Source organism: Microbacterium istanbulense, from assembly GCF_037204145.1.
In the GTDB taxonomy this organism is placed as follows: Bacteria; Actinomycetota; Actinomycetes; order Actinomycetales; family Microbacteriaceae; genus Microbacterium; species Microbacterium istanbulense.
In genome coordinates this window covers 57,149-68,625 of sequence record NZ_JBBDGN010000010.1, presented here as the reverse complement: position 1 = coordinate 68,625, position 11,477 = coordinate 57,149, and the positions used below count along the sequence as shown (strand labels likewise).

The window sequence follows — 11,477 nt, the reverse complement described above, 5'->3', positions numbered from 1 at the left end:
GGTCATCATCTGCCCGCCGGGGGCAGCACACGGCCGCGGTCCCGGGAGACTCGGCGACGAAAGCCGCGAAACACGGGTTCCGTCTCGTCGCGTTCCTCGTGCGTGGCGATGCGGAACGCGCCGGCCGAGGACACATCCACCTCGCGCCTCCCCTGTCCCCGCGTGGCCCGCAGGCTGGCGACGATCGATGCCGTGATGATCGTCGCGACGACGGCGAGGCTGACGGTGGTCGGGATGTAGAACACGTCCAGGAGGAGCATCTTGATTCCCACCCAGATGAGCACGAATGACAGTCCGACCTTCAGATACACGAAGCGGTGGATGAGGTCGGCGAGCAGGAAGTACATCGCCCGCAGGCCGAGGATCGCGAACGCGTTGGCGGTGAAGACAAGGAATGGCTCGCTCGTCACTGCGAAGATCGCGGGGATCGAATCGACAGCGAAGACGATGTCAGTGACTTCGACAAGCACCAGCACCGCCAGCAGCGGAGTCGCGACGACGACGCCGGCCCGACGGATGAGAAACGTCTGCCCGTAGTACGCGTCGGTCATGGGGACAAACCGGCGGAACACCGTGAGGACCCTGGACTTCTCAGGCTCGATGTGCGCGTCTCGCGAGCGGAACATCCGCCATCCGGTGTAGATCAGGAAAGCGGCGAAGACATAGAGGACCCAGGAGAAGTTCTCGATCAGTGCCGCTCCGGCAGCGATGAAGAGCCCACGGAACAGCAAGGCCCCGACCACGCCCAGGAAGAGCACCCGATGCTGGTAGGCGCGCGGCACTCCGAAGGCGGCGAAGATGATCGCCCACACGAACACGTTGTCGACCGCGAGTGACTTCTCGATGAGATATCCGGCGAAGTACTGCTGCCCGAACTCGGCTCCCCACAACCACCAGACGACCACGCCGAACGAGACACCGAGGGCGACCCAGACAGCCGACCAGGCGACCGCTTCACGCACCTTGATCACGTGCGCAGTGCGGTGCGCCACCAGGTCGACGGCGAGCATCACCAGAATGACGCCCAGAACGGCGAACCACGCCCACAGCGGGACAGACATGACAAAGACCTCCACGAAACATCGTGAAGGTCTCATCGGCCTTGCGGCCCTGCGCACCGGATCCCGCGGCGGGAACGTACTGACGATGCGGAGCGAGGATTACTCCCCTTCTTCATCTATGAAACATGAGAAGTACACTTCACGTCAAATCGATCGCTCTCCGACGGTGCGTACGAGGTCACCGCACGTCTCGCAGCGCGCGGATGAGTTCGCCGACGGTGTGCCCAGCGTTGGAGGGATGCCGGAGTGGCCGATCGGGGTGCAGCACATAGTGATTGCGGCGACCCCGCTTCTCCCGCTCCAGATACCCCGCTTCCTCCAGGTCGCCCAGGATCGTCATCGCCGAGCGCGGGGTGATTCCCACGGTCGCGGCGATGTCCTTCACAGCAGAGTCCTGGTTCTGCGCAATGGCCAACAGGACATGAGCGTGATGAGTGAGGAACGTCCATCCGGCCATGCCACCATCCTCACGCCGAAAACGGCCAACCGCACACGACGTGCGATGATCCGAAGGACGTGCAGACCACGTGCCGTTTTCCAGAGCCGACTACGGGACTCGAACCCGTAACCCCCGTATTACAAGTACGGTGCGCTACCAATTGCGCCAAGTCGGCGTGCTGCGCGTTCGATCCGGCTGAATGCGCATCCTCGAGTCTAGAGCGTCCGCCGGTCCACTCCCGCCCATCGTCTCCCACCGCGACGACGACGTCGGCGCTCGACGCTAGCCTGAGACCTCCTCGGCCGGAGGAAGGGTCCCTGTCGTGGGTACGAACAAGCGCTATGCGGAGCGCGTCGATCAGGCGATGGATGAGCGGATCATCGAGCGGTTCGTGCAGACCGCCGGCCCGCTGCAGAGCCTCACCCCGGAGGAGCTGCAGCTCGATCGGGTGCCGATGACGGTCTACCCGGCCGGTGTGCAGGCACAGGTGGTCGCGTGGGTGCGCTTCGGGCCGCAGCACACACAGGTGCGCGCCCGAGTGGTGCGGTCGACGGAGAAGGCCGCCGGCATCGAGTTCGCCGTACGTGGCACGACCTACCGATGCTGGGTGTGGGGCAATGCCGTCACACTGGCGTGAGCGTGAATGGGCACGGCCGCGCCGGCCGCGGCGCCTACTTCTTCGGCGTCTCGGTCGCCTTCGGGGTCGCGGTGCCCTCAGGGGTGGGCGTCGGCGTCGGGGTGCCGAAGTAGGCCTCGCTCGCGGTGGTGAGGACGAACTGCGAGAACTCGCTCGCGTCCTTCATCGAGCCCACGTACACCTCACCGTCGACGAGGATCATCGGCGAGCCGTTCAGCTTCAGGTCATCGGTACCCGGCAGCGGGCCCTCAAGAGCACGCGCCGTGGCATCCTTCGCCCACGAGACGAAGTCCTGGTCCTCGATGCACGAGCGCACCTTGGCGCCATCCTCGACACCCACGGCGATCGCGAGGTCGGCGAGGTCGGCATCGCTGTGGCCGTCGCTGTCGGCAGCCGGCTGGGCGCTGAGCAGTTCGTGGTTGTAGTCGAAGAACTGGGCGGGCGAGTACGTGGCGACACACGCGGCGGCAGCGGCCGCGCGCAGCGAGTACTTCGTGCCGTTCGAGTTGGCCGTCAGCAGCGCCACCGGGTGGTAGGTGACGGTGACCGCGCCTTCGTTGATCCATCCCGCGAGCTGGCGTGCGTTGGCCGCCTCGAACTCGGCGGCACCGGTGGAGAGGTAGTCGACATAGATGTGGATGTCGATCGTGCCCTCTTCGGCCGTGGGCTCGGGCGTCGGCGAGGCGGTGGTGCCAGCTTCGGTCGGCGCGGGAGTTTCGATGGGCTCGTCGGCCGTTTCGGCGATGGCGACATCGGTGACGGTCACGCCGTCGGCGTCCATCCCTCGCGGCGTCATCGTCGGCTGCGACAGCGACGACGAGACGGCCAGGGCGACAGCCGTGCCGACCGAGCCGATCGCCACGACGGCGATGATGATCCTGCGCATCAGGCGCGCCCTGGACTGCTTGGCGTGCACCTGCTGCGCCTTCTCCCGCACGGCCTCACGCGAGTTGCGGCCAGCAGGGACGTTCGGCGTTTCGTCGCTCGACATCGTTCCTCTTGAAGATCAGGCGGGGATGGGTGGCCCCGCGGCCGCGATGAGCGCGGCACCTCGACGATGCTAACGAGACTGCCTGAGAAATCCCCAGATAGACCCTGCCCTGAAGCCGGGTTCTCATGCCATACTGGCCGTGGCCCGATGGCGGGCCCCGGTGGGGAGACCCACCGCTTCCATCACAACGGATCGTCCGGCACGTACCTGCCGGTGAAGGAGAAACAACAATGGCATCTGTCACCTTTGACCAGGCCAGCCGCATCTACCCCGGCGCCACGCGTGCCTCGGTCGACAAGATCAACCTCGAGATCGCAGATGGCGAATTCCTGGTTCTCGTCGGCCCCTCGGGTTGCGGAAAGTCCACGACGCTCCGGATGCTCGCCGGCCTCGAAGAGGTCAACGAGGGCCGCATCCTCATTGGCGACCGCGACGTCACCGATGTGCCGCCGAAGGACCGCGACATCGCGATGGTCTTCCAGAACTACGCCCTCTACCCGCACATGACGGTCGCCGAGAACATGGGCTTCGCGCTCAAGATCGCCGGCGTCAGCAAGGAAGAGCGTGCCGCTCGCGTGCTCGAGGCAGCCAAGCTCCTCGACCTCGAGCCCTACCTGAACCGCAAGCCGAAGGCCCTCTCGGGTGGTCAGCGTCAGCGCGTCGCGATGGGTCGCGCCATCGTCCGCCAGCCGCAGGTGTTCCTCATGGACGAGCCGCTGTCGAACCTCGACGCCAAGCTCCGCGTGCAGACCCGCACCCAGATCGCCTCGCTGCAGCGCCGCCTGGGCGTCACCACGGTCTACGTCACCCACGACCAGACCGAGGCGCTGACCATGGGCGACCGCATCGCGGTGCTCAAGGACGGCCTCCTGCAGCAGGTCGGCAGCCCGCGTGACCTGTACGAGAAGCCCAGCAACGTCTTCGTCGCCGGCTTCATCGGTTCGCCCGCGATGAACCTGTTCACCGCCGACCTCGCCGACACGGGTGTGCGCTTCGGCTCGGAGATCGTGCCGCTCGACCGCGACACGCTCGCTCGTGCCGAGGGCAACCAGATCACCGTGGGTGTGCGCCCCGAGGACATCACGGTCGGCCCCGCCGACGGTCGTGGCCTCTCGGTCGTCGTCGACCTCGTCGAAGAGCTCGGTGCCGACGGCTACCTCTACGGTCACGCGGAGATCGGTGGCAAGCGCACCGACATCGTCGCGCGCGTCGATGGCCGCAACCACCCCAACGCGGGTGAGACCGTCACCCTGGCCGCGAACCCGGGCCACGTGCACGCGTTCCACGCTGAGACCGGTGAGCGCCTGAACGAGACCGTCGTTTCGGCCTGACAGACACACACCGACGCGGCGCGGTCGACCTTCTCTGGTCGCCCGCGCCGCGTCCGTCTTTCGGAGGTATCCATGCAGGATGCGCTGCGCATCACAGCCAGCACGGTCGACCCGGCTCTGCTCTCGTTGCCGTGGTCCACTCCCCTGGGGTCGTGGCCGTCCGAGCACATCGTGTCGCTGCCCAAGGGTCTCTCGCGGCACCTCGTCCGGTTCGCGGATCTCTCCGGTCGGGTGATCGCCGTCAAGGAGACCACGGAGGAGATGGCCCGGCGCGAGTACCACATGCTCGGCAACCTCGCCCGTCTTGATGTGCCCTGCGTCAGCCGCGTGGCGGTGATCGCCGGGCGTGTGGATGCCGATGGCGAACCGCTGCCTGCAGCCCTGGTGACCTCACACCTGCGCTTCTCGATGCCCTACCGGGCACTGTTCACCCGGGTGCTGCGCCCTGACACCGCGACGCGCCTGGTGGATGCCCTGGCCCTGCTGCTCGTGCGTCTGCACAATGTCGGCTTCTACTGGGGCGATGTATCGCTCTCGAACGCGCTGTTCCGCCGTGACGCGGGCGCCTTCGCGGCGTACCTCGTCGACGCCGAAACGGGCGAGCTGCACGAGGAAGGCCTCACCGACGGGCAGCGCGCCTATGACCTCGACATCGCCCGCACGAACATCGCCGGCGAGATCATGGACCTCGCCGCTGGCGGCCGCCTCGAGCACGGGGTGGATGCGGTCGGCATCGCCGACGGCATCGTCTCGGCGTACCGGTCGCTGTGGGCGGCGCTGACCGCCGAAGAGACCTTCGCGGCCGATGAGGCGTGGCGCATCACTGAGCGGGTGGAGCAGCTGAACGCGCTGGGCTTCGACATCGACGAGATGGCGATGCGTACGACCGCTGACGGCACCGAGGTGCACATCCAGCCGAAGGTGGTGGATGCCGGTCACCACCAGCGCCGACTCATCCGCCTCACCGGGCTCGATGTCGAGGAGAACCAGGCGCGCCGCCTGCTGAACGACCTCGACGAGTTCCGTGCCCGCTCGACCAAAGACATGCCCGACGAAGAGATGTACGCGCACGAATGGCTGACCCGCCAGTTCGAACCCGTCGTGAGGGCGATCCCCTACGACTTGCGCGCAAAGCTCGAGCCGGCCGAGGTGTACCACCAGGTGCTCGAGCACCGCTGGTACCTGTCGCAGGCGCAGGGGCGGGCCGTGCCGCTGGCCGAGGTACTCACGAGCTACATCAACGATGTGCTGCGGCACCGCCGCGATGAGGCGACCATCATGGGTCCCCCCACCGAGACGATGAGCCTGCCGGTGATCACCAGCGAGCTCGACCTGACGGACGACACAGGCGAGGTCGACTGGCGCGACCTCGTCTGAGCGTCCGCGTGCCGGTCAGTAGCCGACGGTGAAGCGTCCGCGGCGGTGCTTCGGGTGCTCGATCTCGTCGATCACGGCGATCGCGAAGTCGGCGCCGGAGATCGTGGAGTTGCCGTCGGCATCCCGCACGACCACGTCGCCACCGTCGCGGTAGCTGCCGGTGCGCTCACCCTCGGCCCACGGCCCGAAGACCTCGGCCGGGTGCACGAAGAACCAGTCCAGTCCCTCGCTGGACTTCTCGAGCATCTCGAGAGAGTCGATGCCGACCTGCGCCTCGTGCTTGTACTCCTCCGGGAAGTCCTGATCGAACAGACGCGGGCCGCCAGGGGCGACGAGGCTGCCACCGGCGCCACCGACGACGCCGAGACGGGTGTACGTGCCGGTGAGGTCACCGATGAGGTTGTCCAGCACGCCGAGCACGCTATCGCTCATATCGCCCCGAGGCGACAGCGACGACACCACAGCGTCAGCGCCCGCCATGGGACCTGCGAGAGCGGCCGCGTCACGGACATCCGCCTGCTCATAGTTCACACCACTGATCGGATCGGTGGGCTCAGAACGCGAGATCACGACGACATCGTGTCCCCGGTTCACCGCCTCACGAGCGATATGTGCGCCGGCGTAGCCGGTTCCTCCGATAACAACGATGCGAGCCATGTGCGTCCTTCCGTACGATTTCGTGCAGGTTCACAGTCCCCAAGAACGACGGCCGAGCGACTATTCCCGATCTGACCGGATTCGCTCGGTATTACTTCTTCGCGATTACTTCTTCGCGCCGCGCGCGGTGGAGACCTGGTAGAGCGCGACGGATGCAGCGATTCCGGCGTTCAGCGACTCGGTCACCGACGAGATCGGGATCGAGACGATCTGGTCACAGGTCTCCGTGACCAGGCGTGAGAGTCCCTTGCCCTCAGAACCGACGACGATGACGACGGGGCGGTCGGCCAGTTGCAGGTCGGGCAGCGAGACGTCGCCATCGCCGTCGAGGCCGAGCACGAAGACGCCCTGCTTCTTGAACTCCTTGAGCTGGGTGGTGAGGTTCGACGCGAGCGCGACGGGCACCCGGGCCGCGGCCCCCGCACTCGTCTTCCACGCCGCCGAGTTCACGCTCGCGGAGCGGCGCTGCGGCAGGATGATGCCGTGCCCGCCGAACGCCCCGGTGGAGCGGATGATCGCGCCGAGGTTGCGCGGATCGGTGATGCCGTCCAGCGCGACGAACAGGGGAACCTCGCCGCGGTCGATGACCTGCTCGAGCAAGTCCTGCGGGTGGGCGTACTCGTACGGCGGCACCTTGATCGCCACGCCCTGGTGCACGCCGTCGAAGCCCGCCATGCGGTCGAGCTCCTGGCGCGTGACTTCAAGCACCGGGATGTCGCGGTGCCGCGCGATCGCGAGCATCTCCTTGACGCGGTCGTCCATCTCCACGCGCTGAGCGATGTAGAACGCCGTCGCCGGGATCTTCGCGCGCAGCGCTTCGAGCACCGAGTTGCGGCCGGTCACGAACTCCGTGTCGTTCGCGGCATCCTTCGACCCGCGCGTGGACCGGTTGGGGTTCGACCCCGACGAGGTGCGCTGGCCGGGCTTACCCTTGCCGCCGGCCGCCGCGTACCGCTCTTGGGCAGCCTTGCGCTTGCCGGCGGGGTGCCAGGCGCGGTCTTCGGCCTTCGGGGTCGGCCCGCGACCCTCGAGCGAGCGCCGGTTCTTGCCGCCGCTGCCCTTGGTGGGGCCCTTCTTGCCCTTGCCCGCTGAGGGGTTACCTGGCTTAGCCATCGATACTCCAATGTGTTCCGTCCGGAGTGTCCTCCAGAGTGATTCCGGCCGCGGCGACAGCATCCCGGATGCGGTCTGCGGCGGCCCAGTCCTTGTCAGCGCGCGCCTGCGCGCGCTGCGCGATGAGCGTCTGCACGAGCGTGTCAAGCGCGGATGCCAGCTGATCGGCACCCTGCCCCTCGGCAGCCTCTGCTTCGTCGAGGCCGAGCACGGCGGTCATCGCGAACACCGCACGCCCCGCTTCCAGCCCCGCCGCGAGGTCGCCGGCGTCGAGCGCGGTGTTGGCGGCGCGCACCGTCTCATGCACCACGCCGAGCGCCTGCGGCACGCCGAGGTCGTCGTCCATGGCGGTGACGAACGCCGCGGGCAGCTCCGCCGGCATGAGCGCCGCCGGATCGGAACCCGAGGCGCGCAGGACGCGCTGGCGCAACGAACGGATGCGACCGAGCGCGGCCTCCGCCTCCGCCCAGGACGAGTCCGACAGGTCCAGGCTCGATCGGTAGTGTGCGGCGGCGAGCGCGTAGCGCACGACGAGCGGCTCGTGCTCGGCGAGCACGTCGCGCGCGAGCGTGAAGTTGCCCAGCGATTTCGACATCTTCTGCCCGTCGACGTTCACCAGACCGTTGTGCACCCAGTACTGCGCGAACCCGTCACCGGCCGCCGTGGACTGCGCGAGCTCGTTCTCGTGGTGCGGAAAACGCAGGTCGAGTCCGCCACCGTGGATGTCGAACTCGGCGCCGAGGTAGCGCTTGGCCATGGCCGAGCACTCGATGTGCCAGCCGGGCCGGCCGTCACCCCAGGGAGATGCCCAGGTGGCATCCGCAGGTTCATCCGCCTTGGCGCCCTTCCACAGGGCGAAGTCCTGCGGGTTGCGCTTGCCGCGGGGGTCGGCGTCGGCGGCGGGCTCCATGGCATCCAACGACTGATTCGTCAGCTCGCCGTATGCCGGCCACGACCGCACGTCGAAGTAGACATCGCCCGAGCCGTCTGGTGCCGGGTAGGCGTGACCGCGCTCGATGAGAGTCGCGATGATCTCCTGCATCTGCGGGATCGACGCGGTCGCGCGCGGCTCATAGGTGGGGGGACGGATGCCGACGGCGGCATACGCCGCCGCGAACTCCTGCTCCATGCGGTACGCGAGCGCCCACCAGGGCTCAGTGTCGGTAGCGTTCGCGAGCACCTTGTCGTCGATGTCGGTGACATTGCGCACGAAGGTGACGCGACCGTAGCGGTGTGCGAGCCAGCGGCGCAGCAGGTCGAAGCTCAGCGCGGCGCGGACATGTCCGATGTGGGGGCCGGACTGCACGGTGGGTCCGCAGACGTACATCGTCACGTTCGAGGAATCGAGCGGTTCGAAGTCGCGCAGCGCCTTGGCGCGCGTGTCATAGAGGCGGATCGTCACCGCACAAGACTACCGGGGACGGCTGGATGCCGATCGGTCAGTCGGCAGGCACGATCAGGGCGACCGCCGTCACGGCGATCCCCTCCCCGCGCCCGGGGAAGCCGAGCCCGTCTGTGGTGGTGGCCGCGACCGAGACGGTCGCGCCGCCGAGGGCCGCCGACAGGGCGCGCTCGGCTTCAGCCCGCCGGGGGCTGAAGCGCGGCGAGTTGCCCTGGAACTGGACCGACACGTTGCCGATCACGAAGCCGGCCTCGGCCAGCATCTGGGCCGTACTGGCGAGGAAGACCTCGGCGTGGGCGCCGGCATACTCGGGGTGCGCGGTGCCGAAGTGCTGGCCGATGTCTCCGAGGCCCGCTGCCCCGAGCAGAGCGTCGACGATCGCGTGCGCGACGGCATCGCCATCGGAGTGCCCCGACAGCGGTCGCTCCCCTGGCCACTCGAGGCCCGCCAACCACAGGTTTCCCTCGCCGCCGAAGGCGTGCACATCGGTGCCGACCCCGACGCGCGGCAGGCGCGGGGCGGGAGTCTCCGCGTGCGACACGGGTGCCGCGGCATCCAGCAGACGCCGGGCACGGTCGAGGTCAGCGGGCGTGGTGATCTTGAACGCGCGCTCGTCGCCGGCTACATGCCGCACGGGCAGATCTGCCGCCGCGAAGAGGGCGGCATCGTCGGTGTACTCCTCGCCGGCATCCGCCGCGACGGCGTACGCCTGCTCGAGCAGGGCCCGCGGGAACCCTTGCGGGGTCTGTGCGGCGGCGAGCTCACTGCGGTCGACCGGGCCGACCACCGCGTCCCCGTCGACACGCTTGAGGGTGTCGACCACGGGCAGCGCGGGGATGACACCGGTACCCGCATCAACAGCATCCGCCACCGCATCGATCAAGGCGGGAGGGGTGAGCGCCCTGGCCGCGTCATGCACGAGCACCGTGGTGACATCGCCCCACAGCGCGCGCAACCCGGCAGCCACGGACTGCTGACGGGTCTCACCGCCGGTGACCACCCGGCCGAGTTCGTGACGGTCCCCCGCGGCCGCGCGGAGTTCCGCTTCGGCATCCCCTTCGAATCCGGCGGGAGCGACGACGATGACCTGCATCGGAGCGGCGGCGAAGATGCCGTCCAGCGCGTGGCGCAGCACGGAGCGCGCGTCGATGCCGACGAACGCCTTGGGCGCGTCAGCGCCCAAGCGCGTGCCGGAGCCGGCGGCGACGACGATGATCGCGGTGGTGGGGACGGGCAGCACAGTCACGCTGACACGTTATCGCCCGAAACAGAGGAAGGGCGGATGCCGCAGCATCCGCCCTTCCTCGAAGACTTCACGTCAGGAAGCGAGCACCTCGTCGAGAAGCGCCCCCGCCTTGTCCTCGTCGATCTTCTCGGCGAGCGCCAGCTCGGAGACGAGGATCTGGCGAGCCTTGGCCAGCATCCGCTTCTCTCCGGCCGACAGGCCACGGTCCTGATCGCGGCGCCACAGGTCGCGCACGACTTCGCTGACCTTGATCACATCACCCGAGGCGAGCTTCTCGAGGTTCGCCTTGTAGCGACGCGACCAGTTGGTCGGCTCCTCGGTGAAGGGGGCACGCAGCACCTCGAACACGTGGTCGAGGCCCTCCTTGCCGATCACGTCGCGGACGCCGACCAGGTCGACGTTCTCAGCGGGCACCTCGATGATCAGGTCACCCTGGGTGACGTTGAGCTTCAGGTACTTCTTCGTCTCGCCCTTGATGACGCGATCCTTGACCTCGATGATGGTCGCCGCGCCGTGGTGCGGATAGACGACGGTTTCGCCAACCTCAAAAAGCATAAAAACGGGTCCTTTCGGCAAGTTCCAGGATACCACAGGCGACATGCACTAAGGTTCGCGCCGATGGCATCCCGGCCAGCCTGCGGCGACCCACTAGACTGTTGCACGACAACCGTCGCACCTCAGGAGGATCCGTGAACTCGCGCCTTGCTGCGTCCGTCGCTCCCCGGCTCGTCGCCACCGCCGCTCTGGGCGCCGCCATCGTCTTTGGCGCAACCGGCTGCACCTTCATGACGCACCAGGCGACCACCAACGTCTACCCCGCCTCCGACGGCGTGAACGTCGAGACGACCGGTGGTCCCGTTGAGGTTCGCAACGCGATGGTGATCGCCACCGAAGACGGCTCGGCCGGTAACTTCGTGGCCGCGCTGATCAACCCGACCGCCGATGACGCCGAGCTGGTCATCGAGGTCGACGGCACCGCGGTTGACGTGATCGACGTGCCCGCCGGCGAGTCGCTCAGCCTGGGCGCCAACGAAGAGCCGCTGCTCATCGACAACCTCGATGTGCTGCCCGGCGCCACGGTCGAGATGTACTTCTCGTCCGGCGATGCAGGTTCCGACGTCGAGGTGCCCGTGCTCGACGGCACGCTGCCCTACTACGCCGACCTCACGCCCGAAGAAGAAGTGGTCGTCGAGAGCGAATGAGTTTTCCCGCCCGAGGGCGGA

12 protein-coding genes and 1 tRNA gene are annotated in these 11,477 nt (G+C 67.7%); 4 read left to right on the top strand and 9 right to left on the bottom strand.

Features of this window, described 5'->3' with window-relative positions:
- Positions 1-5: 5 nt before the first annotated feature.
- The 3 genes from WDU93_RS11155 to WDU93_RS11145 all read right to left on the bottom strand — a co-directional run bounded on the left by WDU93_RS11155 (position 6) and on the right by WDU93_RS11145 (position 1,675).
- Positions 6-1,061, bottom strand: coding sequence for a TerC family protein (locus WDU93_RS11155; RefSeq protein ID WP_337320604.1), 1,056 nt, complete (start codon positions 1,059-1,061; stop codon positions 6-8).
- A 178-nt stretch (positions 1,062-1,239) separates the two neighbouring features.
- Positions 1,240-1,518 (bottom strand): helix-turn-helix transcriptional regulator, encoded by a 279-nt coding sequence (locus tag WDU93_RS11150; RefSeq protein ID WP_337320602.1) that lies wholly within the window; start codon positions 1,516-1,518, stop codon positions 1,240-1,242.
- Positions 1,519-1,602: 84 nt separating this feature from the next.
- Positions 1,603-1,675, bottom strand: a tRNA-Thr gene (locus WDU93_RS11145).
- 147 nt (positions 1,676-1,822) lie between these two features.
- Between WDU93_RS11145 and WDU93_RS11140 the strand changes: the two genes are divergently transcribed.
- On the top strand, positions 1,823-2,137 hold the full coding sequence (locus tag WDU93_RS11140) for a hypothetical protein (protein ID WP_337320600.1): 315 nt from the start codon (positions 1,823-1,825) through the stop codon (positions 2,135-2,137).
- A gap of 34 nt (positions 2,138-2,171) precedes the next feature.
- Here WDU93_RS11140 and WDU93_RS11135 read toward each other — a convergent pair whose 3' ends face one another.
- Positions 2,172-3,128: a DsbA family protein gene (locus WDU93_RS11135; protein ID WP_337320598.1), complete on the bottom strand. Its 957-nt coding sequence runs from the start codon at positions 3,126-3,128 to the stop codon at positions 2,172-2,174.
- Positions 3,129-3,358: 230 nt separating this feature from the next.
- Between WDU93_RS11135 and WDU93_RS11130 the strand changes: the two genes are divergently transcribed.
- Positions 3,359-4,459 (top strand): ABC transporter ATP-binding protein, encoded by a 1,101-nt coding sequence (locus WDU93_RS11130; RefSeq protein WP_337320596.1) that lies wholly within the window; start codon positions 3,359-3,361, stop codon positions 4,457-4,459.
- Between the two features lie 72 nt (positions 4,460-4,531).
- Positions 4,532-5,836 (top strand): DUF4032 domain-containing protein, encoded by a 1,305-nt coding sequence (locus WDU93_RS11125; protein ID WP_337320594.1) that lies wholly within the window; start codon positions 4,532-4,534, stop codon positions 5,834-5,836.
- Between the two features lie 15 nt (positions 5,837-5,851).
- Here the strand turns inward: WDU93_RS11125 and WDU93_RS11120 are convergent, their stop codons facing one another.
- The 5 genes from WDU93_RS11120 to WDU93_RS11100 all read right to left on the bottom strand — a co-directional run bounded on the left by WDU93_RS11120 (position 5,852) and on the right by WDU93_RS11100 (position 10,809).
- Positions 5,852-6,493, bottom strand: a complete 642-nt coding sequence (locus WDU93_RS11120) for an NAD(P)-dependent oxidoreductase (RefSeq protein WP_337320592.1) — start codon at positions 6,491-6,493, stop codon at positions 5,852-5,854.
- 105 nt (positions 6,494-6,598) lie between these two features.
- On the bottom strand, positions 6,599-7,606 hold the full coding sequence (gene rlmB, locus WDU93_RS11115; RefSeq protein ID WP_337320590.1) for a 23S rRNA (guanosine(2251)-2'-O)-methyltransferase RlmB: 1,008 nt from the start codon (positions 7,604-7,606) through the stop codon (positions 6,599-6,601).
- Positions 7,599-9,008 carry a cysteine--tRNA ligase gene (gene cysS / locus WDU93_RS11110; RefSeq protein ID WP_337320588.1) on the bottom strand — a complete coding sequence of 470 codons (1,410 nt, stop codon included), beginning with the start codon at positions 9,006-9,008 and terminating at the stop codon, positions 7,599-7,601. The genes rlmB and cysS overlap by 8 nt, the downstream gene beginning before the upstream one ends.
- Before the next feature lie 37 nt (positions 9,009-9,045).
- Positions 9,046-10,254 carry a 2-C-methyl-D-erythritol 4-phosphate cytidylyltransferase gene (ispD, locus tag WDU93_RS11105; RefSeq protein WP_337320586.1) on the bottom strand — a complete coding sequence of 403 codons (1,209 nt, stop codon included), beginning with the start codon at positions 10,252-10,254 and terminating at the stop codon, positions 9,046-9,048.
- 72 nt (positions 10,255-10,326) lie between these two features.
- A complete protein-coding gene (locus WDU93_RS11100) occupies positions 10,327-10,809 on the bottom strand; it encodes a CarD family transcriptional regulator (RefSeq protein WP_337320584.1) in 483 nt (160 codons plus the stop codon).
- A gap of 134 nt (positions 10,810-10,943) precedes the next feature.
- Here WDU93_RS11100 and WDU93_RS11095 point away from each other — a divergent pair, with 134 nt between their 5' ends.
- On the top strand, positions 10,944-11,456 hold the full coding sequence (locus WDU93_RS11095) for a DNA modification methylase (RefSeq protein ID WP_337320582.1): 513 nt from the start codon (positions 10,944-10,946) through the stop codon (positions 11,454-11,456).
- The last annotated feature ends 21 nt before the right edge of the window (positions 11,457-11,477 follow it).

Bases quoted from the DNA above. Each gene is read 5' to 3' on its own strand.
- WDU93_RS11125 (WP_337320594.1), top strand. From the start codon at position 4,532: ATGCAGGATGCGCTGCGCATCACAGCCAGCACGGTCGACCCGGCTCTG.
- WDU93_RS11120 (WP_337320592.1), bottom strand. From the start codon at position 6,493: ATGGCTCGCATCGTTGTTATCGGAGGAACCGGCTACGCCGGCGCACAT.
- WDU93_RS11135 (WP_337320598.1), bottom strand. From the start codon at position 3,128: ATGTCGAGCGACGAAACGCCGAACGTCCCTGCTGGCCGCAACTCGCGT.
- WDU93_RS11155 (WP_337320604.1), bottom strand. From the start codon at position 1,061: ATGTCTGTCCCGCTGTGGGCGTGGTTCGCCGTTCTGGGCGTCATTCTG.
- WDU93_RS11130 (WP_337320596.1), top strand. From the start codon at position 3,359: ATGGCATCTGTCACCTTTGACCAGGCCAGCCGCATCTACCCCGGCGCC.
- WDU93_RS11100 (WP_337320584.1), bottom strand. From the start codon at position 10,809: ATGCTTTTTGAGGTTGGCGAAACCGTCGTCTATCCGCACCACGGCGCG.
- WDU93_RS11150 (WP_337320602.1), bottom strand. From the start codon at position 1,518: ATGGCCGGATGGACGTTCCTCACTCATCACGCTCATGTCCTGTTGGCC.
- rlmB (WP_337320590.1), bottom strand. From the start codon at position 7,606: ATGGCTAAGCCAGGTAACCCCTCAGCGGGCAAGGGCAAGAAGGGCCCC.